This window comes from Moraxella catarrhalis (genome assembly GCF_001656295.1).
GTDB classification, from domain to species: domain Bacteria; phylum Pseudomonadota; class Gammaproteobacteria; order Pseudomonadales; family Moraxellaceae; genus Moraxella; species Moraxella veridica.
The window spans coordinates 18,036-44,142 of the sequence record NZ_LXHE01000013.1; the positions used below are offsets into that span (position 1 = coordinate 18,036).

A 26,107-nucleotide genomic window follows, 5' to 3' on the forward strand; every position below is an offset into this window, starting at 1 on the left:
ATGAAACATATCTACGTGATCGGTCATCAGCACGAAGCCATCAATGCTTGCTTGTGGTTGGCAAGTTTGGATTATGAAGTTCGTTTGCTTGCAGATGAGCAAGATATCCAAGCGACACTTGAGCATTATCAATTTGACCATCAAATGTCAGCGCTGTGGCAACTGTACCTTGCCCAACATAAAATCATCATTAGCGATAGTCAAATACAGGCATTTTTAGCATCTGTACAGGCCAAGCTTTTGTGGCTGTTTTTGGATGATGTCGGTGAATATCTGATTGATCAAGTCGTCAATGCAGTGGACAGTCCGCACAGTCAAGTGATCTTAAGCGGTGTGCGCTCAATTGGTAATATTGGGGCACTGGCACAGCGAATTAAGTCATCTTGGGTGTATTATTTGCCCATCAGCTTTATGAAAGATGGGGCGAATTTTAATGCGTTTTATCATTCAGATTTGGTCATGATTGGCGAAAAAACCAAGGACAGTGTGGCGCATTGTGAGGTGTTATTAAGACTCAAGCAGCACGCCCAAAACTGCCAAATCGCTGATATCGTCACGATAGAATTTGCCCGAAGTACTATGATGGCGATGCTTGCAACTCGCCTGTCCTTTATGAATGAAATGGCAAGACTGGCTGATAAGCAAGGGGTCAATATCAAGTCAGTTGAGCGAATCATCGCCCAAGATAGCCGTATCGGTCCTGCGTATCTGTCAGCAGGGTGGGGTTTTGGCGGTAAAACACTACCGCATGAGCTTGAGCTTTTGATGGATAAGTTTAAACAAAATCGTGTCGATACCTCGCTCATCAGCGCCGTCAATCACATTAATGACGACCAAAAAGAGCTGATTTTTCGCAAGTTTTGGCGATATTTTAATGGCTTTATTGAGCAAAAGGCAGTGATGATTTGGGGTACTGGCTATCGCAAGGGTGCCTCTCGCATGACTCATTCTGCCATTCATCCACTGCTGAAGCTTTTGTGGTCTTATGGGATTCATACTCGTGTTTTTACGCGTAACACCGCCTTTGAGATGCAGTCGATTTATGGCGGGCATCCGATGTTGACTTTGACCCATGATCCATATCAGGATCTATCAAAGGTGGATGCGCTGTTTATTGTCAACTGGTCTTTGCTGACTCAGCCAGACGTTCATACGCTCAATCAGGTGAATATTCCGATTTTTGATGCCAAAAATATTTTGGACGATGACAGTGTTGTGGCGCTCACAGTGCCCTATTATGGCATCGGACGAGAAAAACGAGAGTAGTTCATTACAGGGGGGTGCCATGCAAAATCACACAGTTAAAAAAATTTTAGTCACCGGCGGGGCGGGTTATATCGGCTCGCACACGCTGATTGAGCTGGTTAAATCAGGCTTTGAGCCAGTGGTGTATGACAATTTATCCAATTCAAGCCCTGTGGCGATTGAGCGGGTGGAGCAGATTGTCGGTCAAGCAATCACCTTTATTCAGGGCGATGTGTTGGATAAAGACCACCTAAGCCAAGTCTTTACTGAGCATGAGTTTTTTGGGGTGATACATTTTGCTGGTTTAAAGGCGGTGGGCGAAAGCGTGGCAAAGCCTTTAAAATACTACCAAAATAACGTGGCAGGCACGCTCAATCTTTTGGAAGTGATGACGGCATTTGGGGTCAAAAACTTCATCTTTTCATCGTCCGCCACCGTGTATGGCACGCCTGAGATGTTGCCGATTGTGGAGACTGCCAGGCGCTCTTGCACCAACCCTTATGGGCAGTCCAAGCTTATGGTGGAGTATGTTTTGGAAGACTTGGCAAAGTCAGAAAACGTGCCGTCATGGAACATTATTAGTTTGCGTTATTTTAATCCTATTGGCGCGGATGTGTCAGGCTTGATTGGCGAAGACCCAAGCGATATTCCGAATAATTTGATGCCTTATATCTCACAAGTGGCGGTGGGCAAACTTGAAACATTGTCAGTCTTTGGGGATGATTATGACACGCCAGACGGTACGGGGGTGCGTGATTATATTCATGTGGTGGATTTGGCAAAAGGTCATGTCAAGGCACTAGAATATATTGCCAAGCAAGCGTCTGCTTTCGGCTTTGAGCCGATAAATTTGGGCACAGGGCAGGGCACCAGTGTGTTGGAGCTGGTTCGTGCCTTTGTCAGTACCACCGGTCAACAGGTGCCTTATGTGATTGCGCCAAGACGAGCTGGGGACATTGCGATGTGTTATGCCAGTGCCGATAAAGCCAAAGCTGTGCTTAATTGGGCGGCTGAGTTGGACATTGAACGTATGTGCGTGGATACATGGCGATGGCAGTCAAGCAATCCTGAGGGGTATCGCAAATCATAACCAATAAGCCACCATAAAGATGGTTTATTGGTATTGATAAACTTGCTCAATTCGCTTGTCTGTTTTGGGGTGAGTGGACAATAATGACCAGTGTCCATGCCCATTGCCTTGCTCTTGTTTCATTTTTTCAAAAAAATCAGCAAGATGTATCGCAGGGACATTCAGGCGTTTTAGCTCATTAATGGCGAATCTGTCGGCTTGCAGTTCTGCTTTTTGTGAATAGTCGGCGGCAGTCAGTAGGGCAGGCAAGATCAGCAGCATGTCAGACGTATCGCCTGTGATGACCACGATGAGCACGCTTATCCCTAGACTGTTGATGGCTTGTTCTAGGCTGTGGCGATGTACCAAATGCCCTTGTTCATGAGCCAGTACGGCTAGGATTTGGTTATCATCGTCCGTCAGGTGAATGAGCTCGTCGGTAATGATGATGGTGTTATTGGGTATGGCAAGGGCGTTTGCACCGACATCGCCACCGCCTCGTACGATGATTTTGGCTTTTGGGTTGCCATCTAGCTTATCATACAAAGCGACGATGTCATCTTGGCGAGATTTGGGCAAGGTGCTGGGCGTGGTCATGTCCATCACATAACTTTCGGCTTGGTCGCCCACCGCCATCATGATATCTGCAGGCAGTCTTTGAGCGATGTGATGTGCCGCTAGGGGGATGGCAAATTTAAACATGCCAAATACCAACACGCACATGATGACCACGCTTGTGCCAATCCATACCCAGCGGCTCTCCATGTGAGCGATTTTGGCAAACAAAGACTGCTTTTCAAGCGTCAGCCATTCAGGCACACCATGGACGAATTCTATCCTAGACCCATCTTTCATCATCAATGCATGGGGCGAACCGCCTACCGCAGGCAGGTATTCGCCATCGTCGCTACAATAACGCAGCTCATGACCGCCGTAGCTTACGGTGAAGCCGTCTGTCTTGCCCTGATGAGACAGGGGCATGATTTCAGCTGTGTGAGCGGTGCTGATTTTGCCATCAAAATAGCGAACTTTTATCGGTATTGCCATCATTGTGATTACCATGAAATGTCAAAATCAAACACATCGCCAATTTCTTCTCCAAGCGGTGAGACATTGTCTGGGCTAGGCGTGGTCATCTGTGTAAAGTCGTCATAAGCAATCAAGCGAAGTGTGTGGGTTTTATAACGGTGAATGCGTACTGCTGCCCAAGGATGAAGCAGCCCAAGGCTAACGATGATGGCGATGTAGTTGGTCAGTTGGATGAGTGCAAATTTTAAGGGGCTAAAATCTATCAGCTCAAATTTGTTATTCCCCAAGGTCAGATGACGCCAAATTGCCTGATGGACATAGCCTTGCATGAGTGGCACTATCAGCAGCATAAAGAGGTAGAACGCCCCAACCACCACTAAAAAAGCAGAGCCCATGACCACATCGTTGTCTTGACTAACTGTGCCTGCCCCCGCAAAAAACACCCCGCCCACGATGACAATGATAAGTAGCAACAATATCGGCAGCAGCGTCGCTTTATAAAAATCCCAAATGCTGGCATGAAACCCAAAATTTAATTGCCCAAAATAGGTGTTGTCAAATTGATAGCGTTTGAACAGCCACCATACCAAAGGCGCAAGCAGACCGCCGCTGATGGGAATGAGTATGACACCAGCAAGTAAAATCAGATACGCCGAGCCTAGCGAGCCTTCAAAGGCAAAGCGAACATTGTTGTACTGGCTGTTTCTTGCCCGAAATCGCATGGTAGAACGCACAATCCAAGGCATGACCACAAAGATAATCAAAGAGCCCATCGCTGCGATTTCAGGCGAAAACTGCCCAAACACAGTAATCACCAAATAAATGCCAAGGGCGATGAGACGCCCAACCAAGATACGCTTAGGATTTGCAGTAAAATCAAACACTTGCCCATTAATCTGTGTATGACCATAAAAATAACGAAGCCTGCGTACTTTTGCCCAAGGTGAATAAAACCCAAGCGTGATGATGGTCAGCACCAAATTGACAATCCAAATTTTAAAATACCCCATGCCCGTACCATGAAAATAAAAATCATGCACGTCAGGTGCTTGCTGATAAGAGTGATGAGGATTAAGTGGTGGGGGCGTGGTGTGAGTCATGATACAAATGATTTTTAAAATGATAATATTTCGCCATTGTATCAAAAATGTAGTAAAAATAAAATATTCTTTATCTTGGTAAGGGTTATATTGTTATACGGTTGATCGCATTGACTTAGAATATTTGGGATGATTGACCTAGATCATCTTGATGAAGTATATTTAAAAGTTGAATTTATCGTCTTTTGATGGTTTAAAATATCATTGATATATTAAAAATTTTGTTGGTGATATAAAAAAGCCAACCTTGCTAAAGGCGATCTCTTTAGCAAGGAAGCTTGATTAACAATAAGATGATTTAACACTAAAGCTCAAGTGTAGGTGAGTAATTAGGTATCATACTCAATCGCTACTTGAGCTGGTTTAATCACTCAACTGTCACGGATTTGGCAAGGTTTCTTGGCTTATCAACATCCGTGCCACGTACAAGCGCCACATGATAAGACAGCAGCTGCACAGCGATCGTATGCACAATCGGCGATAAAATGCCGATATGACGCGGCGTGCGAATCACGTGGATGCCTTCGCTTGCGGTGTAATCGCTGTCTAAATCTGACAATACGAACAGCTCGCCGCCACGAGCAGAGACCTCTTGCATATTGGCTTTGACTTTATCAAGTAGTCCATCATTGGGTGATATGACGACGACGGGCATGTTTTCATCAACCAGTGCCAAAGGACCGTGCTTGAGCTCCCCAGCAGGATAAGCCTCAGCGTGGATATAGGTGAGTTCTTTTAATTTTAATGCACCTTCAAGGGCAATCGGATAATGAATACCACGACCCAAAAATAAGGCACTGGGTTTATTGGCAAAGCTTTGTGCCCATGACGCAAGCTGCGGCTCTAGATTTAGGGCATGTTGGATACTGCCTGGCAGTAGACGCAAATCTTCGGCGTAGTTTTGCGCTTGTGATTCATTGATATGACCGCGCATGATACCCAAGGTTACCGCAAGACCAAATAACACCACCAACTGCGTGGTAAATGCCTTGGTGGATGCCACACCGATCTCAGCACCGGCACGAGTGAAGATGGCAAGCGTGCTTGCGCGCGGCAGGGCAGATTCCATCACATTGCAGATCGATAAGCTGTAGCGATGACCTTGTGCCATGGCATATTTGAGCGCTTCCATGGTATCCAGCGTCTCTCCTGACTGACTGATGGTGATAATCAGCTCATTGGGATCTGCGATCACATCACGGTAGCGGTATTCACTTGCGATCTCGACATCGCAACGAATCTTGGCAATACTTTCAAGATAATGTTTGCCAGTGAGTGCTGCATAATATGATGTGCCGCACGCCAAAATTTTGATGCTTTGGATTTTGGCAAAAATTTCAGGCGCGTCTTTACCGAAGTTATCAGCAATAAATCCACCTTCTAAGAAAATCTCAGCGGTATCAGAAACTGCGCGTGGCTGCTCGTTAATTTCTTTTTGCATGAAGTGGCTGTATGGACCAAGCTCAAGCGACGCCAAAGACATCTCTGAAGTCTTGATGGTACGGTCAGCTTCATTGCCGTCTTTGTCAAGCAGCTTTTGGATGCCGTCGGCGTGGAGTAGAGCGATGTCGCCATCTTCTAGATACGTCACACGGCGTGTAAAGGCAATGACTGCTGAGACATCAGATGCGATGAATACTTCATCATCACCGAATGCCACTAATAATGGACAGCCCATGCGTGCAACCACCATCTGATCTGGTGCATCATTGGCGATCACGGCGATGGCATAAGCGCCATGAAAGCGTGAACACGCTGTTTGCACCGCTCGATACAGATCGCCGCCATTGGTGGTGTATTCTTGATGGATGCTATGAGCGATCACTTCGGTATCGGTTTGGGATTCAAATTCATAGCCTAAGCCTTCAAGACGACTGCGCTCTGACTCAAAATTTTCAATGATGCCATTATGCACCACTGAGATCAGCCCTGCAGAGATATGCGGATGCGCATTGGGTTCAGTCACACCGCCATGTGTCGCCCAGCGCGTGTGACCGATGCCAGTCAGACCATAAATTTCTTTTTTCTTGGCGGCTTCTTCCATGAGTGCCACCCGCCCCACACGGCGTACGCGGCGAATGCCTTCATCTGTCTGCACAGCGATGCCTGATGAGTCATAGCCGCGATACTCTAGGCGTTTAAGCCCGTCTGTCAAAAAATCTACCACATTGTGATGCGTACGAATGGCACCAACGATACCGCACATAAGCTGTTCCTTAGTATCAAATTAAAAATTAGCAATCAATGACGCTGCCATGCCCCAAATCGTTAGGCAAAACAGTAGATGAAAATTGTCATCAATCTGATAAATTATAGCACATCAGATGGGGTTAAGATGTTGATTGTTGATAAATAATCTGGCGGATATTCTGGATCAATGGTTTGGGCGATGCGGCAATTGCAAATGATCAATTGATCCCCATATTAGCCTAAATACACCAAAAACGGACATAATATGACAGCCCAAACTTTGAACGACTACCGCCAACGGTTTTTTATTGATGACTCGGTGGTGCGTGGCGATGTGGTGAAGCTCACCGACGCTTATCAGACAGTCATCGCCCAAAAAGAGTATCCTACTGCTATCAAAGCACTGCTTGGCGAGATGATTGTTTCGGCAAGCTTACTGATCAGCACGCTAAAGATAGACGGCAAATTATCCATTCAGCTACAAAGCTCTGATCCGAACGCTCGCCTTAGTTGGGCGATGGCGGAGTGTGATCACACTGGCGCTGTGCGAGGCTTAGCCGGCTTTGATGCCACAGGTGATCATGATGCAGTGTGGCAGCACCTGACAACCAGTGATGAAGCATTCGGTGAGCTTGGCAAAGGCGTGCTCTTCATCAGCATCCATCCTGAAAAAGGCGAGGCGTATCAAGGCATTGTTGAGCGAGTCAGTGATAATTTGGGGGAATGTTTGGCGCATTACCAAAAGCAGTCTGCCCAAATCCCAACCATCATTAAGCTTGCCACCAATGATACGACCGCAGGCGGTGTTTTGGTGCAGCTGCTGCCCCAAAGCGATGCTGACAAAGAGGCTGACCCTGATTTGTGGGATCGCTTGACGGCGCTCACCGATACGCTAAAGGCGGATGAGATCACCGATTTGGATGCCAACGAAATTTTGTATCGGCTGTATCATGAAGAAGAAGTGGTGTTGCCAAGTCTTGCGCCGCTGCATTTTGCATGTACTTGCTCAAGCGAAAAAAGCGAAGGCGCTATCTTGCAGCTGGGCTATGACGAAGCCAAACAGGCAGTGGCGGCACATGGCGGAGAGCTGACGCTTGACTGCGGTTTTTGTGGTAGGACGTATCGATTTGATGATCAAGCGGTGGATCGCTTATTTGCCGATACTCAAGCTTAAGTGCTCAACTTTCAAAGATCCTAAACCGACACCCACAAATTGCGTGGGTGTCGGTTTATAAAATAAAGCTATAAATCACAATCACCGTGATGATCCCTGCCATCACGCCTGCCAAAATATCATCCAGCATGATACCAAAGCCGCCAGACACTTGCTTATCTGCCCAAGAAATCGGAAAAGGCTTGATAACATCAAACAGGCGAAACAACACAAATCCAAGCCCAAACATCCAAGCCATCAGTGAGGTATCACCATATAAATCCTTTAATAAGTCTATGTGATGCAGCACAAATACGGTCGGCAAAAGTGTCAGCCATATGCCTACCCATTCATCCCACACAATGTGTGGATCGTCATGCACATTCATCAGCTTGGAAGTTGTCTCACAAATATAATGCCCAAGCAGCAAGCCTAATGCGGTAGCCAGTACCAGCGCCCAAGCCCCAACTGACAGCAGTAGCAGGGCGACCACCAAGCCGCCAACAGTGCCCCATGTGCCAGGCGCACGCTGCGGCAGTCCAGAACCAAGACCAATGCCAAGCCAGTAGATCAATTTTTCTTGGCTGTTTGCGCTTGGCGGGCAGGGCGGGCAGGGATTGGCTTGATGGATATCGGGCTTTTGCTGTGTCATGAGTGTAGTTATTTAATGAGTTGATATGAGTGATTGACTGCTAATTGATCTAAAAATGCTGCCAACCTTTGATGGGGATTTCGACCGGCTCATCATGATGCATCAAGGTTAGACCTTGAGCGTCAATAATCTTACCAATCGGATAAATCGCCAAGTCAGGAAAATCTGCTTGAAATGCCATAAAACGATCAGGCGATAGGGTAAAGCACAGCTGATAATCATCGCCGCCATTTAATATATGCTGCCATTTTGACTGATTGGGCAACTCATGTAAGAGCGCATCAGTGGGAATTTGATCCAAATCCAGCCTTGCACCCACGCCGCTGGCACTCAGAATGTGCCCAAGATCTTGCCCAAGCCCATCTGAGATATCTATCATCGCCGAGGCATAGCCACGCAGCGCCTGCCCAAGAAGCACTTGCGGTGTCGGATAGTCAAGCGCTGATCGTAAGGGCGTATCATTACCTTTTAAAATGTCTGACAAAGCAAAACTTGCCAAGCCAATCTTACCGCTAACGCAGATGAGATCGCCGGATTTTGCCCCTTGTCTTCTGATCGCCTGACCTTGGGGGATAAATCCAAGCGCCGTCACCGTCAACGTCAAAATATCACTGCCAGTGGTGTCACCGCCAATCAGCTCTACCCCAAATGGCTGACATGCTGCTTTGATGCCTTGAGCAAAGTCGTGACAAAATGCATCATTAGCAAGATGATCTGGCAAAGAGATGCCCATCAAAATCGCATAAGGCGTTGCCCCCATTGCTGCAAGATCGGATAAATTGACCGCTACCGATTTATAGCCAATGGCGTGGGGCGAGGTCATGTGCGGAAAATGCCTGCCTGCCACCAAAGTATCCAAACAGCTGACCAATTCATTACCTTTGGGGGGTTGGCTGATGGCACAATCATCACCAATGCCTAAGATGGTATTGGCGTGGGGCGGTGTGGCGCTGCCAAAATGACGATAGATTAAGGAAAATTCAGACATTTTGAGCTATTGGGTGTCTGCTAATGCTGAGCTTTTACCCTTGTTGGCATTGACTTCTAAACTGCGCGCTTGTTTGGCGTATTTATCCAACACCGCATTAATCAGCTTATGAGCATCGGTTGCGCCAAAATGCGTGTTCAGCTGCATCGCTTCATCAAGGACGACTTTATAAGGAATGTGTAGGCTGTGTTTAAGCTCATAAGCGCCGATCAATAAGATTGCTTGTTCGACAGTGTCCAGCGATCCAAAATCACGGTCAAGATGGCTTGAGATATCAGCAATCAATTCATCCACAAGCTCAGGAATGCGGCGCATCATTTCATGATAATAGCCCAAATGCACCGTGTGCATGGCATTGTCAGCGCGAGTGCGTGCCACGATGGCGTGCGGCTCATTACCGCCGGCAAGCGCACGATCGATTTTGTTTAGGCGATAGTCTGTCGTGAGCCACTCATACAGACCTTGAAGGGCAAATCTGCGTGCCTTACGTACAGCAGTGTGAGAGGTTTTGTAGCCTTGTTCGGCAAGAAGAATGTCATGATCGGTCATAATGTTCCTAGCTTTAGAGTACTTTGGCAAAGATAGTCATATCATAAAATAAAACTTGCCAAAGTCCAAGATGAATTGATTGTTAAATAGTATTGGAAAAATCCAAAAGCACACCGCATAAGTGTGCTTCAGTGGTCAGCTAAATAGTGAATGCCATAAACGCTCAATCAGTCATGGCGTTTGATGATCATAGTGCTTTTAGCACGGAGACCATCTCAAGCGCAGTCATCGCTGCTTCATAGCCTTTATTACCTGCTTTTGTACCGGCGCGCTCAATGGTTTGCTCGATGTTTTCGGTGGTCAAGATGCCATTAATCACAGGGATATTGTGATGTAGCGCCACATGACTTAAGCCCTTAGCAGACTCACTGGCGACGATGTCAAAATGGGGCGTCGCACCGCGGATGATGGCACCGAGCACCACGATGGCGTCATATTTTTCAGACAGCGCCAAACGCTTGGCGACCAATGGTAGCTCAAAGGCGCCAGGCACACGCACCACATCAATGTTCTCGCCGGCGACGCCGTGGCGCACCAAGGCGTCTAGTGCGCCTTCAACCAAGCTTTCAACCAAAAAGCCATTAAAGCGACCGACAGCGATGCCGATACGTACTTTTTTATTACTGTCTAATGCGCCTTCGATATGGGTGATGGCGGCTTTTTGTGCGGTATAAGTTGTCATAAGATGCCCTTAAATAAACGGTGTATTTTGCTTGTTATTCCGCCTATTTTACCACAATTTACCCAAAAATTTGCCCAGTTTATAAAATACTTCGTGATCACTATACGGTCGGCTTAAATTGGGCGGATAGGAATGCCTTGGGCTGCCATATATGCTTTGGCTTCTTGAATGGCATAATCACCAAAGTGAAAAATGCTCGCTGCGAGCACCGCATCGGCTTTGCCTTTTAGGACACCGTCGGCTAAGTGCTGTAAATTACCCACGCCACCTGAGGCGATGACAGGGATATTGACCAAATCACTGATGGTGCGTGTCAATAACAAATCATAGCCTTGGCGCGTCCCATCGCCGTCCATGCTCGTCACCAACAGCTCGCCTGCACCGCGCTCGGTCATCTGCACCGCCCACTCGATGGCGTCGATGCCTGTGGCTTTGCGTCCGCCGTGCGTAAAAATCTCAAAACCAATACTGCCATCAGCTTTGGTAACGCGTTTGGCGTCAATCGACACCACGATGCACTGACTGCCAAACCGTGCGGCGGCATCATTGACCAAGTCAGGATTGGTGATGGCGGCAGAGTTGATACCAACCTTATCGGCGCCTGCATTGAGTAGATTGCGGATGTCTTCGATCTTACGCACCCCACCGCCGACCGTCAGTGGAATAAAAATTGAGCGAGCGATTTTTTCGACCATATCATAGGTGGTATCTCTGCCATCTGAGGTCGCTGTGATGTCCAAAAAAGTAATCTCATCGGCGCCTTGGTCATTGTAGCGCTTAGAGACTTCAACAGGGTCGCCTGCGTCTTTGATGTCCACAAAATTCACGCCTTTGACGACGCGACCATTTTCGACATCTAGGCAGGGGATGAGGCGTTTGGCTAACATGAGTATCCTTTACTGTAAGCTAAGCAAGATGCCAAGCATTATAGCAAGTTTTACCAAAGTTTTGTGCATGATTTGGGCGCACCAAGCTTGTCAAAGATCGAAAAATGCCGTCATCATTCTTTAATAAAATGAGAAAAATTTTATCGCAATTGCCTTAAAATCCATTACAATACAGTTTTTATTTTGCGTTAGGATTGCTCATGTCTGTCTATACTCACTTATCCGATGATGAATTTTTTGCTTTTTGTGGTCTGTTTGGGGTCAAATTTCGCCGCGCCATTCCGATTGTCCAAGGCATCAAAAACTCAAATTGGTTCATCCAAACTGACAGTGATGAAGGCGATGAGTTTAGCTATGTGTTCACCCTGTACGAAGAGCGCGTCCCTGATGATATCATCAAGATGGCGACCATCATGCACACGCTCAAGGATAGACTGCCCATCGCAGCCCCGCTCATCAAGATGACCGCCAAGGGCAATCACATCGGCGAAGACTGCGTGATGCGCTATGAAAATAAAGCCATCTTAATCGTCCCAAAGCTGTCAGGCAGCCATCCGACGCTGACAGACGCCGCCATGTGTTATGAGATGGGCAAGGCTTTAGCCACTTTGCACGACACCTTGACAACCTTACAGCCGAGCGAAGACTACGGCGTGCCGCTGTATGACTGGGCGCGTGTCAAGGCGCGCGAGACGGCATTTATGCCAACCGATGAAGCCAAACTCATGCATGACATTTGGGAAGCGCACGCAAATCTGCCCCAAGAGTTGCCCAAAGGCTTATGCCATTTGGATTTATTTGCCGATAATACGCTGTGGGATTTTTCAGGGGATGTCGCCAAATTGACAGGGCTTTTGGACTTTACCGAAGTCTCCACCGAGTATTATTTGATGGACATTGCCATCACGATCAACGATTTTTGTACCACATGGGGCACTGCTAATGATGGCGAGAGCGTGAATTTTGATACCCAAAAAATGACCGCCTTTATCGAAGGCTATCAAAGCGTGCGTGCTTTGACCTCAGCAGAAAAAGATGCCTTGCCTGTCATGTTGGCTTATAGCGCGACGATTTTTTGGCTTTTGCGCCTTAATGTCATTCACTATAACCGAGAGCAAGGGCGCACAGGCGATGACATCATGGTCAAAAATCCTGATCTGATGAAGCGCTTGGCGGCGTATCACTGGGGCAGGGTGGCTTGATTATAAGTAGGCAAGGATGGCGGCAGTGGTGATGGATAACTAAAAGATGTTTGCACCCATTATTAACAGTCTGATACCACTTAGCTTGTGCATTGCGACAGGCTATCTGATGAATACGCGCAAGTTTTTGAGTCTAAAAACTTGGCAGCAGTTAGATAAGCTGAATTATTATGTGCTCTTTCCTACGCTGCTATTTTTAAATCTTGCAACTGCGCAGATGGATTTGGCTCAATTTTCGCTGGCGATTACAGTGGTGCTCTCGGTGCTGCTTGGGGTGAGTGCTGCTATTTTTATCGCTTATGTGGTGTTTAAAATTCACAGCGATCATATTGGCGTCTATATTCAAAGCGCCATTCGTTTTAATACTTATGTGGGTTTGGCGCTGGTGGCATCACTATTTGATGAGCTTAGGATGGTGCTATTTTCGCTCATCATTGCGCTGTTTATTCCACTGATTAATGTCATCTCAGTGATTTCGCTCACGCTCAAACAAGGCTTTGATGTGCGTGTGCTGATGATGAATTTGCTCAAAAATCCATTGATTATCGCTTGTATATTGGCGATGGCTTTTAATGTCTCGCCGCTCAATTTGGTGGTGGGGATTGAGCAGTTTTTGCGTCAATTGGCATCGGCAAGCTTGCCTTTGGGGCTTTTGTGCATTGGGGCGGCGCTTCAGTTTAGATTAAATGCAGGCGAATTTAGCATCATTGTGGCAAATAGCCTGATTCGCTTGATTGGTGTGCCACTGCTTGCGTATGGGCTTTGGTGGGGCTTGATGGGATTGATCGGCAAATTATCACGCTGTTTTTTGCGCTACCCACCGCACCGACGGCGTATTCACTGACCCAAGCTTTGGGCGGTAATCACTTGCTGATGGCCAACATCATCAGTATGCAGACGCTGCTTGCGATGCTAAGCTTGCCTGTGATTTTGTGGCTTGTGCTATAATGCCGACTTATTTTATCATCGATTTATGAAGAGATTCTCATGTGTCAACTGCTTGGAATGAACTGTAATACGCCCACTGACATTGGCTTTAGCTTTGCAGGATTTAGAAAGCGCGGCGGACTTACCGACCATCACGAAGATGGCTTTGGGATTGCGTTTTTTGAGCGGACGGCGTCAGGCGATATTGGACTTCGTCAGTTTCATGATGATAAGCCAAGCCATTTATCGCCTGTGGCGGATTTGGTGAATCATTATCCCATTGAAGCGATGAATGTGATTGCCCATATTCGCAAGGCAACCACAGGCGGTCATGGGCTTGCCAATATTCATCCATTTGTACGTGAAGTTTGGGGCGAGCAGTGGGCATTTGCCCATAATGGGCAGATGAGCGATGGCTTTATTCGTCGTACCCAAAGGCTTATGAATAATGGCAATGCAGAGCACTATGCGCCTGTCGGCACCACAGACAGCGAGCTTGCATTTTGTTATCTCTTAAACCGCCTAAAAGCAACCTTTAAAACCCGCCCAACTGATGAGATGTTGTTTGCGTTTTTGACGGCGCAGTGCCGATATTTGGCGGCAAATGGGCTGTTTAACTGCCTGATTTCTAATGGCAATTGGCAATTGGCGTATGCAGGCAGCTTGCTATTTTATTTGACACGCAAAGCGCCATTTGGCGAAGCTAAGCTGTCAGATGGTGAGATGACGGTGAATTTTAGCGATGTGACCACCGATAAGGACAAAGTGACGATTTTAGTGACCATTCCTCTCACTGATAATGAAAAATGGCAGCAGATGGCGGTGGATGAGTGTCTGGTTTTTCAAGATGGTGAAGTGGTTTTCAAAGACACCCCAAGCAAAAAAACTTATCTAAGCATTGAAGAAGGTGTGGCGCTCGCGCGCAGTGTGGGAGCCAGTGTGTGAAAGACGCCCAAGACATTGCTCAAGCTGATTCGGGTTTTTGGCAAAGTTTTCAACAAATCAACCAAGCAGCGCCCCATCTTGCGCCTTATCGTGAGATCCATACAGCATTTGCCAAGAGTTATCAAGGCGGTCATCTGTCGGCATGGCTCAACGAGTATTTTTCTTCAAACGGCATTGTGCCATATTTGCATGGCACAAATACGCCGCTTCAATTCACCGCTCAAGACGATCTGCCACACGGCACGGCGTACGAAGCATATATCCACCAGACCACCAAAATCCCCACGCGTGATAATCTGCATGACTGGTTTGGGGCGTGTGTATGGTCGGTATTTGCCAAGTCAAAGGCGCTACTTAATGCCAAGCACATCGCCTATGATGACGATCAAAACAGTGGCAATGGTCGTAGCCGTGTGCGTGATACCATCACCGTTTTTGATGAAAATGGTGCCATCGTGGTGGTGAGCCAAGATGCCATCGGCGCGCAGATTGGCAGTGCTTTGGCGGCATTTGATTGGCAAAACTGCTTGGTCAAGACGCGCCAATATTGGGATCATCTGGCATCGAAAGATACGCATGCCAAAGTGTTCATCTTTGGGCATGCGCTGCTTGAACAGCTGATATCGCCTTATAAATCTTTATGTGCTCACACGCTCATCTTACATGTGCCGCAGGCGTTTTTTGGGCTATCGCAGCTTGAGCAGTTAAATCATATTGACGAGATGCTTTGTGAACAACTCAATGACTTTTTGGTGGCAGGTGTGACCCCAAGGCAGCTACACCCTTTACCCATCTTAGGTGTGCCGCATTTTTGGGATAATGCCGATCCAGGTTTTTATCAAGATGCCTTTGTTTTTCGTACAGGGCGCAAAAACTCTAAGCGCTGACGAGCATCTGGTTCATAAGTTAGGCAATGTGGGCACCGATCACCAAGTGCTGCCCACGCGCATCAGCACTCGCACAAAGTCAGTTGATGGCGGCGCCAGATAAATCAGCGCCAAGATGGTCATATACAAGCACGCATAGCCCACAGGTTTTTTCATTTCAAAAAATTTAAAGGCGGTGCCTGAGGATTTTTTGAGCTTTAAGCCGTAAATATTGACGCTATAAATTTCATCCAAGATCAAATGAATCAGCGCGCCAATGAACAGCACAGCGCCAAACAGCCAGCTGACAAATGCCGTCAATTTGAGCCCATAAAACGCCCCACAAACTACCATGAGCGCAAAGATAGCCATATAAGGCACCGAATGCACCATGCCACGATGCACCGTCAAGCGGCTAAACGTCTCAAACAGCCCAAGACGCAACAGCAAAAATGCACCTGCCCACAAAATCAAAGAATCAATCAAAAGCTTGTCGGCGTGATAGCGATTGGCATATAAAATGGTGATCAACGTTGAGATGACCAATGAGGCGATCAAAAAGCCTTGAGAGGCAGGCTTTGAGTGATCAAGATCAATGTCAGGCAGCAGGCTACCCAATGTCCCAACAGCCAGACAAAGCACGGCGGTCGTCAAGCCATATAGCTCAAAATAAAAACCAGCCGCTGCGATGATGGCGCTGCCAACAACCCCAGCGGTGAGATGTGTGTGAAAATTTGCCATAGTTTAATATAAACAGTGCTTTAAGCAAAATTATAAAGCAAAAATAGATCAACAAAAAAGCCAGTCATGCGATCAGACTGGCTATTTGCTTCTTTTTCAAGAAAAAGATTGGCATCCCATAGGGGATTCGAACCCCTGTTACCGCCGTGAAAGGGCGGTGTCCTAGGCCTCTAGACGAATGGGACGCAAAGGGTTTTGCTTTTGCAAAATAGAATGTAAGAAAATGCCTAGGTGCTTACATTCTTGTATTAACACTTTCTGATGTTCTTGACGTCAGAAATTTGGTGGAGCTAAGCGGAGTCGAACCGCTGACCCCTTGCATGCCATGCAAGTGCTCTACCAACTGAGCTATAGCCCCGTGCTAATGACAGCGTATTATACAGAATAAATTTTAGCCGTCAAGCATTTTTTTTGAAAAATTTTCAAAAAATATCGCCGCCTGTGCTGCGGCATAAAATCGGTCAAATCATTGCTACGGCACAGGCTTAAGCGTTTAGGCTAAAAAATCTGGCAAAGATTGATTTTTCTCTTCTAATTTTTTGAGCTTTTTCTTGCCAAGTCCGCCGAGCACCTCACACGCATGACGCAGACGCGCCAAAGTCATATCTGCGCCGATGATGTACATGGAATTCATGACGGGCGTGCTTGAAGTTGAGCCTGCGATCGCCACAAAGAACGGCTGCATAAAGTCTTTTAATTTGATGTCAAAATGCGCCGCCAAGCCTTTTAGGGTTTGGTAAATGTTCTCTTCGCTCCAAACGGGCAGGCTTTCTAGTTGCCAAGTTGCCAAGTATAGAATTTCCAATAGCTGCTCATGATCTAGGCTTTTATGCACAAAATCTTCGGCTGTGATGGCAGGCAGATTTTGGAAATAAAAACCTGCCCAATTGACCGCATCGGATAGCAGATTAATGCGCGGCTGAATGGCGCGAGCGATGGCGGTGAGCTTGTCATCATCGCTTGCCCAAGTCAAAATCTTCGCCTTGAGATCATCAACGCTCATAGCGCGCAGGTATTCGCCGTTTAGCCAATACAACTTTTCGATATCAAATACCGGCCCACCTAGCGATACGCGCTGAATGTCAAAGCTTTCAATCATCTCATCTAGAGTGAATTTTTCTTGCTCATTTGGCAAGCTGTAGCCCATGCGACCCAGATAATTCATCAATGCTTCTGGCAGTACACCAGCATCGCGGTAGTAGGTGATTGAAGTTGGGTTTTTGCGCTTGGACAGCTTAGATTTATCAGGGTTTCTCAGTAGCGGCATATGGCAAAGCTCTGGCATTTGCCAGCCAAAATACTCATATAACAGCTGATGCTTGGGCGCCGAAGGCAACCACTCTTCACCGCGCAGCACATGAGTGATCTCCATCAAATGATCATCAACCACATTGGCAAGGTGATAAGTTGGCAAGCCATCTGTTTTTAGGAGTACTTGCATGTCCACCTGCTCCCAAGGGATGATGACTTCACCGCGCAGCATATCATGGATAACGCACACACCTTCAGAAGGGACGCGCATACGAATCACATACGGTTTGCCTTGGGCGACCAACGCATCTGATTCTTCTCGGGATAAATTGGCATAGCGTCCGTCATATCTGACCGGCAAGCCTGCTGCCATCTGTGCTTCTCGCATGGCGTCAAGCTCTTCGGGTGTACAAAAGCAGCGAAACGCATGACCATCATCTAGAAGCTTTTCGGCATATTTTTTATAAATATCGGAGCGCTCAGACTGACGATAGGGCGCGTGTGGACCGCCCACATCTGGACCTTCTGCCCAAGATAGCCCAACCCACTTTAGTGCATCCAAAATCATTTTTTCAGATTGTTCGGTGGAGCGAGCTTGGTCGGTATCTTCAATGCGTAGGATAAACTCTCCGCCCATGGATTTGGCGAAGGCTAAATTAAATAAGGCGATATAAGCGGTGCCCACATGAGGAAAGCCAGTTGGGCTTGGTGCGATTCGGGTGCGTACAGATCGTGTCATAATTTTCTCTAAAGGTGTCAATGGGGGTGATAATTGGTTTATGCTATGATAACAAATTGCCACAATTTTTGGTAGACGATGATGTCAAGCTTCATGGAATTGTCAAAAATATCGTCAAAACGGTGAGATATGCAACAAAAGCACACAAAAAACCTTGACAAACTTCCCAAAAGCCTTTGATTTACTGCTAAAATAGTAAGGTTATGTTCCCATCTGATGATATTTTGTTCGGTGACCAGATATCATGAGCAAATATTCTAATGCAGTTATCATTTTTGCTAAATAACCACAGTGAGCGCCATGTCAAACACCCCTTCCACTTCTGCTGAATTTAGCCATACGACGGTTTTGTTACATGAAACGGTTGCGATGGTGCTTGGCGTCAAACGGTTGGAGGATTTGACTGCAAAAGTTTCAGGCGTGTATGTGGACGCAACGTTTGGGCGCGGTGGGCACAGTCGGCTTTTACTTGAATATTTGGCGCCTGAAGCTACCTTGGTGGTCTTTGATAAAGACCCGCAGGCGATCGCTGCCGCTGAAGCTTTGGCGGCTCAAGATGCGCGCATCAAAGTCGTGCATGACAGCTTTGCTAATTTAACAAACAATCTACAGGCGCTCGGTATCGATCAGGTCGATGGTCTGATGGCGGATTTGGGCGTCTCAAGCCCGCAGCTGGACGATGGCGCGCGCGGATTTAGTTTTATGCGAGATGGCGCGGTGGATATGCGCATGGATACCACGCGAGGTGAGCCGGTATCTGAGTGGCTGCAGCGCGTCTCGGCAGATGAGCTGGCTGATGTGTTATATCAGTATGGCGAGGAGCGACATTCACGAAAAATCGCTCGGGCGATCAAAGCGATGGAAAGTTATACGTCCACGCTACAATTGGCAGAAGTCATCAAACAGGCGCACCCTGCATGGCAAAAAGGCAAACATCCTGCTACCCAAAGTTTTCAAGCGATGCGCATTTTTATTAATAATGAGCTTGGGGATGTGGAAGCGTTTTTGGCGCAAAGCATCGGGGCTCTAAAAGCAGGTGGCATGCTTGCGGTGATCAGCTTTCATTCGCTTGAAGATCGTTTGATTAAGCAGTTTTTGCAGCGCCACAGCCGTGGGCAGTATGAAGAAGACGCACATTTGCCGATCATCCCTAAGCGTCCAAAATATTTTGGTAAGCCAAAGCGCGTCGGACCCAGCGATCAGGAGGTCAAAGCCAACCCAAGAGCTCGCAGCGCTTGGCTGCGCGGCGCTGAGCGTAGTGATGTCGCTTTGGCACAAGACAAAGTACAAGACGAAGATTGATACATTTTATTTTGACAGGCGGCGATTTTCATGAGCAACACTCCTTTGATAACAACACTCAACTCAAGCATGACTTGGGTTTTGCGTTTGGTGTTGGCGGTTTTGGTTGTGATGATTTTTGCAACCGCTTTGGGTATCGTCACCCAAACCCAAGAGCGACATGAAACCTACATTGAATTACAAAAACGCAGTCGTGAATTAAATGAGCTAAAAATTGAAGAGCAAAGGTTGATGATTGAGCAGCAGACCTTCAGTGCCACGCCGCAAGTCGCTCAGCGCGCCGTCAGTGAGCTTGGGATGTTTTTTCCGACCAATGAAAGCCGCCGCGTCATCACACCAGGCACTAAGCCTGACCCTGAGCCAAGCCAAGATAGCGAGTAAAGCATGACCAAACAAAGAAAAAATCCAAAAACTGGCTCAGCGACGGTGACAGCTCCTTTACGCCGTCCAAAGACTTCTGCCAAGACTTTTGGGATTTTGACCAAAAAACGCATCAAAAAATCTGGCGCTAATTTGGCTGGTGGCAAGCAGGATGCTTGGCGATATTTGATCATTGGGGGGCTGATGCTGTGCATCTTTGTGGCGATTTTTGCGCGCGCATTTTATTTGCAGATCATCAATCCGCAGTTTTTTATTGATAAAGGCGATGAGCTGATCACAGGCAAACGCACCGAGCCTGCTTATCGCGGCGTGATCACAGATCGCGAGGGCGCGCCTTTGGCTGCCAACGCCCCACTGTATACGGTCTTTTTTGATCCTTATGCCTATGCTGAGGAATACTATCGCTTAGACAAAGAAATCAAAACCACCAAAAGCGACGCCGTCAAACAAAAAGCGCTTGAAAAGCTCAAAGAAATGGACTTGGTCAGACTGGCAGCAGCGGCAAATTACCCGCTTGAAAAACTCGAAGCAGCCGTCGGCATCGATCATACACTTGATACGTCTAACAGCCAAAAAGTCAAAGACGCTTTGCCAAAAGGCGCAAGCTCACGCCGCTTAGTGCTATTAAACCGTGTCTCACCCGAAGTCGCCAAGTCTGTCACGGATTTGGGACTGTTCGCCATTGGTCGTGAGCAGTATTTTCAGCGCTATTATTTACAAGCCGAGCCGAACGCACAGCTTTTGGGCTATATGGCTCAGTCAAGTGACAAAGCTCAAGGCGGCTATATTGGGCGCGCAGGCATCGAGGCCAAATATAACGAGCGCTTGGCAGGTAAAGATGGCGTGGTGCGGATTTTGCGCGGTACTGGCAGGCAGCCAATTCAAGAGATTGAGCAAATCGAACCGCTCATCGAAGGCGAAAACATTCGCCTAACGATTGACTCGCGCTTACAATATGTGCTTTATAAAGAGCTTGAGCAGGTTGGGCGCTTGCAGTCGGCGCGTTCAAGCTCAGGCATGGTGGTGGATGTCAAGACGGGCGAAGTGCTGGCGATGGGATCATGGCCATCGTTTAATTCTAATAATTTGTCCGAACGCGATGGCGCTAACGAAAGAAACCGTCCTGTGTTTGATGTGTTTGAGCCAGGCTCGGTGATGAAGCCGTTCACAGTGGCAGCCGCGCTTGAATCGGGCAAATACACCACCAATTCTGTCATCGATACCAGTCCAGGCAGCGTGTCGGTGGGCGGATATACGATCCGCGACGGCGGTAATTATGGCGTCATCACGCTAGATAAGCTGATCCAAAAATCCAGTAATGTTGCCTCAACAAAAATTGCGTTAAATCTACCGACTGACGCCATCGCTAATACACAGCTTAAATTTGGCTTTGGTAGTAAGACGGCACTGGATTTCCCTGCTGAGGCATCGGGACGAGTTAGCATTCCAAAAGAGCGTGAGCTGTCACGCCGTGCAACACTAAGTTATGGCTATGGTCAGCAAGTCACATTAGCACAGTTGACCCAAGCTTATGCAGCACTTGGCAATCAGGGGCTGATGCAGCCGTTAAAACTTGTCAAAGATCAAACAATACCCAAACCCACTCAGGTTATTAGTGCAGGTCATGCCGAAGCCATTGTGCGTATGATGGAGCTTGTGACAGGACCAGGTGGCACAGGTCAAGCCGCCGCCATTAATGGCTATCGTGTGGCTGGTAAAACAGGTACCAGTCGGCGTACCAACCCACAAGGTGGTTATTATACCGATCAGCATCGTGCGATCTTTGTGGGCTTGGCACCTGCGTCAGATCCGCGCTTTGCGGTGGCGATCTTGGTTGAAGATCCGCGCCGCCAATCGTATGCAGGACAAGTATCAGCACCGGTATTCCACCAAGTGATGAAAGAGGCGCTACGCTTATATAATGTGCCTTATGATAAGCCGTTACGGGTTTCGGCGCCCTGAATTGACCGACCCATTTAGCTGATTGAGGATATGTGATGACGCCAATAAGTTTTCGTGAAGTGATCCAAAAAGCGGTTGCTACTCCCCATACCGTGACGGCGGAACTGGGTTTGACGGCACTTGAGTCGTTATTTGCGCCCATTTTGGAGTGTCAATTTGACCAATTTTGCTTGGATAGTCGTAAGATTGGCGTAGATGATGGTTTTGTACTTTTAAAAAGTAGCAGTCAAGATGCTCAAACAAACCTAAATAATGCCAATCGTTATCTTATGTCGGTCAAAGACAGTGCGGCATTTGTCATCAGTGAGTTTGATTTGGCGGGGCTGGATTTAGATGACATACAAATTCCTATCATTAGTGTGCCAAATATTCGCACCTATTTGGGTGATTTGATTGCTGCTCACCTTCAGCTACATCATGCCGTGGCATTGCCCAAGATTATTGCGGTAACAGGCACCAATGGCAAAACCACGGTCAGTCAGCTGATCGCACAGCTTTGTCAAGCGTCTGGCATCAGCTCTGCTGTGATGGGGACGGCAGGTAATGGGCGACTGGGTCAACTGATGCAGTCCGCCAACACCACAGGCGATGTGCTATTGACACATACATTTATCCATCAAATGGCACAAGAAGGCGTACAAATGATTGCACTTGAGGCAAGCTCACATGGGCTTGATCAGTATCGCTTACAAGGCATACCAATTATCGGTGCTGTTTATACCAATTTATCCCGAGATCATTTGGATTATCATGCTGATATGACGTCTTATCGTGATGCTAAAGCCAAGCTTTTTGATCAATCATTGTTCCCAACACTAAGATTTGGTGTGGTGAATTTAGACGATGAGTCTACTTTATTTGATTATGAGGCTGCAGATTTTCAGATGATTGGATATAGCCAACAAAAGCCAAACGCTGATTTTTATGCCAAAGCAGTACGCCCAAGCCTTGATTGTGTTGAGATTGAGGTACAAACACCCCAAGGTGAGATGACGGCTATAAGTCCTTTGCTTGGGCTATTTAATGTGGATAATTTGCTTGCCAGTATGGCAGCATTTACGGCTTTAAACCCTGCAAGGACAGCAGATTTGCCAAATTTGATTACTCAATTACAAGGCGCAAGAGGGCGTATGCAGCGCGCGTCATCTCAGACGGGTGCTTTTATTGTTGATTATGCACACACGCCCGACGCACTCAAGCAGGTCTTATCAAGCCTGCGTCGCCACTGTACAGGCCGGCTGATTGCAGTCTTTGGGTGCGGCGGTGATCGCGATCGAGGCAAGCGTCCGCAGATGACCCAGGCAGGTTTGGCGTATGCAGATCAAGTGATTTTGACTGCTGATAATCCGCGTTCTGAATCGCCATCTGCCATCTTAGCAGATATGCAAAAAGGGCTGTCTTGTGAGGATCATTATAAAATCATCATCGAGCCTGATCGAAAAAATGCCATCGAATTGGCGGTTAAAACCGCAGGCAAAACTGATATCGTTGTGATTGCAGGTAAGGGGCATGAAACTTATCAAGAAATCCAAGGCGTGCGTTATGATTTTGATGATTTGGCAGTATTGGGCGAGTTTTTACAAAAATATCAAAAATAAAAAGTGATAAAAGGCGATCGCATGACAAATTCAAGTGTGTATGTTTGGCACCAAGATAACCTAAAACAAGCCACACAGGGGCAGTGGCATCACAATGATAAGGCTGAGATTTACGCCCATCGTATTGTGACTGATACACGCCAAATCCAAGCAGGCGATGTGTTTTTGGCGATCAAAGGCGAGCGATTTGATGCGCATGATTTTATAAAAAATGCGTATCAGCAAGGTGCATCTGCAGCGATTGTTGAGCGTGTTGTTAAATGTGATATGCCGCAGCTTTTGGTGGCAGATACTAAGCTTGCTTTGGGGGATTTGGGCAGGTTTCGGCGAGAGGCGCACCCTGATTTGACGGTCATTGCCTTGACCGGCTCAAGCGGTAAGACGACGACCAAAGAGATGATTGGTGCTATTTTAAGCCAAATTGCACCGACGCTCATCACTCGTGGTAATTTAAATAATGATCTTGGCGTGCCGATGATGTTGCTTGAGCTGACTGATGAGCATCGTTTTTTGGTGATAGAGCTTGGGGCAAATCATTTGGGTGAGATTGCCTATACAGCGTCAATGGTGCGTCCTGATGTGGCATTGATATTAAATATCGGTACAGCGCACTTGGGCGAGTTTGGTGGGCGGGCTAATATTGCGTGTGCTAAATCAGAGATTTATTCGGCACTGACGAGTCAGGGTGTGGCAATTTTACCTTTTTCAGATGACTTTTATCCAGAGCTTTTAAAACAAGCGTCTAAATTTACAAAGCTGCATTTATCATTTGGTGAGCGTGCCGTGCCGATTGAGCAAGCGGGGCTTGAAGTGACGGATCAAGCTATGCTTAAAGCCGAAGGGATCAGCTCGGTGCTGATGATGGGGGATTTATTTGCTGATGATATCGAAACTTTTGCCACGCACAGCACATTTACTCTAAATACCAATATTGATATTGATCAAATTGACAGCTTGCCTGTTCATTTACCGTTCATTGGTGAGCATAATGTGGCGAATGCGTTGGCGGCAGCTTCGGCGACTTTTGCACTGGGCGTACCACTTGAACAAATCGCCAAAGGGCTTCTGCGTGCGACACCCCCAAAGGGTCGTTTGATGCGTCTGTCAATGGATGGATATCACATTATTGATGATACTTATAATGCCAACCCAACTTCCATGCTCGCTGCAGCAAAAGTGCTTGAAGCTGAATTGGACACTAAGATATTGGTGCTTGGTGATATCTTTGAGCTGGGAGATGCGGCAGATGATGAGCATACCAAACTGGGGCATCGGTTGGCTTTACTTGAGATTGATCATGTATTGACTTTGGGTAATCACATGGCACATACTGCCACTGCCATCAATGAACAAAAATCCATTGCCAGACATTATACAGATAAGCCAAGTCTTTTAAAGGATTTGCGTCAATTATTATCACATGGTTCTGCCACCGTGTTATTTAAAGGGTCTCGTGGCATGGCAATGGAGAGCCTGATTGCTGATTTGACCGCTTGTAACCATTAACAAATTAAGGATGCTTCATGTTGTATTGGCTATTACAGCAAACAGACATTGCCATCGGTTCATTGACTTTGCGGGCACTGCTTGCGGTGATTACATCGCTGCTTATTGTTATCATTGGTGGTAAGCCTGTGATTCATTATCTGCGTACCTTAAAATACGGTCAAGCCGTGCGTGATGATGGACCAAAAACTCACCTTGCCAAACAAGGCACGCCTACGATGGGCGGGGTGCTGATTTTGGTGGCGATTGGTATTGCTACCTTGGCATGGGCGGATTTAGGCAATCCTTATGTTTGGATTTTAATGGTGGTCATGGTCATTTTTGGTGCAGTTGGCTGGGCAGATGATTGGCTAAAAATCAAGCACAAAAACCCCCAAGGACTGATTGCTCGCAAAAAATATTTTTGGCTATCGGTCGGCTCGCTATTTGCTGGCTGTTCCATGTATTACATCGCCACACAGCAAGATACCAATACCATGATCGCCATGCAAGACATGCTAATCCCACTGTTTAAAGACATTGTGATTCCGTTTTCAGCGATTCCATTGGGTTTGGGATTTATTATTGCGACTTATTTTGTGTTGGCAGGCTCATCTAATGCGGTGAACCTGACAGATGGTTTGGATGGATTGGTGATTTTACCCGTAGTTTTGGTCGCAGCAGGCTTGGGCGTTTTTGCTTATATTTCTGGCTCGCCACATTTTGCTGATTATATGCATGTACCTTATATTGCTTATAATGCTGAGGTTACCATTGTATGTGCTGCCATGATTGGTGCAGGCTTGGGCTTTCTTTGGTATAATGCGGCACCTGCTGATGTATTTATGGGCGATGTAGGTGCATTGAGTCTTGGGGGTATGCTTGGTACCATTGCTGTGATGACTCGCCAAGAGTTGGCATTTGCGATCATGGGCGGTATCTTTGTGGCTGAAGCAGTATCGGTGATTTTACAGGTTGGTTCTTATCGTCTGCGTAAACAACGCATTTTTTTGATGGCACCTTTACATCATCATTTTGAAGAGCTTGGACTCAAAGAAACCAAAGTAGTCGCGCGTTTTTATATTGTGTGTATTATTTTGGTGGTGCTTGGACTGATGACCTTAAAATTACGCTAAATTTGCCATCAATTCACCGATGAGCCTT

23 protein-coding genes and 2 tRNA genes are annotated in these 26,107 nt (G+C 47.0%); 13 read left to right on the forward strand and 12 right to left on the reverse strand.

Translation table 11 applies throughout. The features are described 5' to 3' along the window. Both AO382_RS05535 and galE read left to right on the forward strand, forming a co-directional pair. Entirely contained in the window at nucleotides 1–1,266 is a 1,266-nt protein-coding gene (locus AO382_RS05535) for a UDP-glucose/GDP-mannose dehydrogenase family protein (RefSeq protein WP_064618845.1), read from the forward strand. Nucleotides 1,267–1,285: 19 nt separating this feature from the next. Next, on the forward strand, nucleotides 1,286–2,335 hold the full coding sequence (gene galE, locus AO382_RS05540) for a UDP-glucose 4-epimerase GalE (protein WP_115346520.1): 1,050 nt from the start codon (nucleotides 1,286–1,288) through the stop codon (nucleotides 2,333–2,335). A gap of 24 nt (nucleotides 2,336–2,359) precedes the next feature. Here galE and AO382_RS05545 read toward each other — a convergent pair whose 3' ends face one another. From AO382_RS05545 to glmS, 3 genes are all read right to left on the reverse strand, one after another. Next, a complete protein-coding gene (locus AO382_RS05545) occupies nucleotides 2,360–3,361 on the reverse strand; it encodes a M48 family metallopeptidase (RefSeq protein WP_162270575.1) in 1,002 nt (333 codons plus the stop codon). An 8-nt stretch (nucleotides 3,362–3,369) separates the two neighbouring features. Continuing rightward, nucleotides 3,370–4,443, reverse strand: a complete 1,074-nt coding sequence (locus AO382_RS05550) for a YjgN family protein (RefSeq protein WP_064618851.1) — start codon at nucleotides 4,441–4,443, stop codon at nucleotides 3,370–3,372. A gap of 367 nt (nucleotides 4,444–4,810) precedes the next feature. Next, on the reverse strand, nucleotides 4,811–6,649 hold the full coding sequence (glmS, locus tag AO382_RS05555) for a glutamine--fructose-6-phosphate transaminase (isomerizing) (RefSeq protein WP_064618854.1): 1,839 nt from the start codon (nucleotides 6,647–6,649) through the stop codon (nucleotides 4,811–4,813). Nucleotides 6,650–6,898: 249 nt separating this feature from the next. Between glmS and AO382_RS05560 the strand changes: the two genes are divergently transcribed. Then, entirely contained in the window at nucleotides 6,899–7,807 is a 909-nt protein-coding gene (locus tag AO382_RS05560) for an Hsp33 family molecular chaperone HslO (RefSeq protein WP_064618857.1), read from the forward strand. Nucleotides 7,808–7,862: 55 nt separating this feature from the next. On the opposite strand, the gene AO382_RS05565 is transcribed toward AO382_RS05560, so the two are convergent. The 5 genes from AO382_RS05565 to hisF form a co-directional block, all read right to left on the reverse strand. Then, nucleotides 7,863–8,438, reverse strand: a complete 576-nt coding sequence (locus tag AO382_RS05565; RefSeq protein WP_064618860.1) for a phosphatidylglycerophosphatase A — start codon at nucleotides 8,436–8,438, stop codon at nucleotides 7,863–7,865. Nucleotides 8,439–8,487: 49 nt separating this feature from the next. Then, nucleotides 8,488–9,426, reverse strand: coding sequence for a thiamine-phosphate kinase (gene thiL / locus AO382_RS05570; protein ID WP_064618863.1), 939 nt, complete (start codon nucleotides 9,424–9,426; stop codon nucleotides 8,488–8,490). Between the two features lie 6 nt (nucleotides 9,427–9,432). Then, the gene (nusB, locus tag AO382_RS05575; protein WP_064611065.1) at nucleotides 9,433–9,975 is read right to left on the reverse strand and encodes a transcription antitermination factor NusB; all 543 of its coding nucleotides are present in this window, start codon (nucleotides 9,973–9,975) and stop codon (nucleotides 9,433–9,435) included. 187 nt (nucleotides 9,976–10,162) lie between these two features. Beyond that, nucleotides 10,163–10,657, reverse strand: a complete 495-nt coding sequence (gene ribE, locus AO382_RS05580) for a 6,7-dimethyl-8-ribityllumazine synthase (RefSeq protein WP_049235667.1) — start codon at nucleotides 10,655–10,657, stop codon at nucleotides 10,163–10,165. Between the two features lie 113 nt (nucleotides 10,658–10,770). Beyond that, nucleotides 10,771–11,544: an imidazole glycerol phosphate synthase subunit HisF gene (gene hisF, locus AO382_RS05585; RefSeq protein ID WP_064618866.1), complete on the reverse strand. Its 774-nt coding sequence runs from the start codon at nucleotides 11,542–11,544 to the stop codon at nucleotides 10,771–10,773. Nucleotides 11,545–11,744: 200 nt separating this feature from the next. Between hisF and AO382_RS05590 the strand changes: the two genes are divergently transcribed. The 4 genes from AO382_RS05590 to AO382_RS05605 all read left to right on the forward strand — a co-directional run bounded on the left by AO382_RS05590 (nucleotide 11,745) and on the right by AO382_RS05605 (nucleotide 15,505). Beyond that, entirely contained in the window at nucleotides 11,745–12,746 is a 1,002-nt protein-coding gene (locus tag AO382_RS05590; protein ID WP_064618869.1) for a homoserine kinase, read from the forward strand. A gap of 46 nt (nucleotides 12,747–12,792) precedes the next feature. Further along, nucleotides 12,793–13,590 (forward strand): AEC family transporter, encoded by a 798-nt coding sequence (locus tag AO382_RS05595; protein WP_081261374.1) that lies wholly within the window; start codon nucleotides 12,793–12,795, stop codon nucleotides 13,588–13,590. A gap of 143 nt (nucleotides 13,591–13,733) precedes the next feature. Beyond that, nucleotides 13,734–14,618, forward strand: coding sequence for a class II glutamine amidotransferase (locus AO382_RS05600; protein WP_064618872.1), 885 nt, complete (start codon nucleotides 13,734–13,736; stop codon nucleotides 14,616–14,618). After that, the gene (locus AO382_RS05605) at nucleotides 14,615–15,505 is read left to right on the forward strand and encodes a DUF3025 domain-containing protein (RefSeq protein ID WP_064618875.1); all 891 of its coding nucleotides are present in this window, start codon (nucleotides 14,615–14,617) and stop codon (nucleotides 15,503–15,505) included. The genes AO382_RS05600 and AO382_RS05605 overlap by 4 nt, the downstream gene beginning before the upstream one ends. 39 nt (nucleotides 15,506–15,544) lie before the next feature. Here the strand turns inward: AO382_RS05605 and AO382_RS05610 are convergent, their stop codons facing one another. The 4 genes from AO382_RS05610 to gltX form a co-directional block, all read right to left on the reverse strand. Next, on the reverse strand, nucleotides 15,545–16,225 hold the full coding sequence (locus AO382_RS05610) for a metal-dependent hydrolase (protein ID WP_064618878.1): 681 nt from the start codon (nucleotides 16,223–16,225) through the stop codon (nucleotides 15,545–15,547). Between the two features lie 109 nt (nucleotides 16,226–16,334). Beyond that, a tRNA-Glu gene (locus tag AO382_RS05615) sits at nucleotides 16,335–16,410 on the reverse strand. 97 nt (nucleotides 16,411–16,507) lie between these two features. After that, nucleotides 16,508–16,583, reverse strand: a tRNA-Ala gene (locus AO382_RS05620). A gap of 135 nt (nucleotides 16,584–16,718) precedes the next feature. After that, nucleotides 16,719–18,215: a glutamate--tRNA ligase gene (gene gltX, locus AO382_RS05625; RefSeq protein ID WP_064618880.1), complete on the reverse strand. Its 1,497-nt coding sequence runs from the start codon at nucleotides 18,213–18,215 to the stop codon at nucleotides 16,719–16,721. Nucleotides 18,216–18,515: 300 nt separating this feature from the next. On the opposite strand from gltX, the gene rsmH reads away from it, so the two are divergent. Genes rsmH through mraY form a run of 6 tightly spaced genes read left to right on the forward strand, consistent with a single transcriptional unit; the run spans nucleotide 18,516 to nucleotide 26,079 of the window. After that, the gene (gene rsmH / locus AO382_RS05630; protein ID WP_064618882.1) at nucleotides 18,516–19,517 is read left to right on the forward strand and encodes a 16S rRNA (cytosine(1402)-N(4))-methyltransferase RsmH; all 1,002 of its coding nucleotides are present in this window, start codon (nucleotides 18,516–18,518) and stop codon (nucleotides 19,515–19,517) included. 30 nt (nucleotides 19,518–19,547) lie between these two features. Then, nucleotides 19,548–19,898, forward strand: a complete 351-nt coding sequence (locus AO382_RS05635) for a cell division protein FtsL (RefSeq protein WP_049237203.1) — start codon at nucleotides 19,548–19,550, stop codon at nucleotides 19,896–19,898. A 3-nt stretch (nucleotides 19,899–19,901) separates the two neighbouring features. Further along, the gene (locus AO382_RS05640; protein ID WP_064618885.1) at nucleotides 19,902–21,860 is read left to right on the forward strand and encodes a peptidoglycan D,D-transpeptidase FtsI family protein; all 1,959 of its coding nucleotides are present in this window, start codon (nucleotides 19,902–19,904) and stop codon (nucleotides 21,858–21,860) included. 35 nt (nucleotides 21,861–21,895) lie between these two features. Continuing rightward, complete coding sequence (locus tag AO382_RS05645) at nucleotides 21,896–23,458, forward strand: UDP-N-acetylmuramoyl-L-alanyl-D-glutamate--2,6-diaminopimelate ligase (protein WP_064618887.1); 1,563 nt, start codon at nucleotides 21,896–21,898, stop codon at nucleotides 23,456–23,458. A gap of 21 nt (nucleotides 23,459–23,479) precedes the next feature. After that, the gene (locus tag AO382_RS05650; RefSeq protein ID WP_064618890.1) at nucleotides 23,480–24,964 is read left to right on the forward strand and encodes a UDP-N-acetylmuramoyl-tripeptide--D-alanyl-D-alanine ligase; all 1,485 of its coding nucleotides are present in this window, start codon (nucleotides 23,480–23,482) and stop codon (nucleotides 24,962–24,964) included. A gap of 17 nt (nucleotides 24,965–24,981) precedes the next feature. Then, complete coding sequence (gene mraY / locus AO382_RS05655; protein WP_003657308.1) at nucleotides 24,982–26,079, forward strand: phospho-N-acetylmuramoyl-pentapeptide-transferase; 1,098 nt, start codon at nucleotides 24,982–24,984, stop codon at nucleotides 26,077–26,079. The last annotated feature ends 28 nt before the right edge of the window (nucleotides 26,080–26,107 follow it).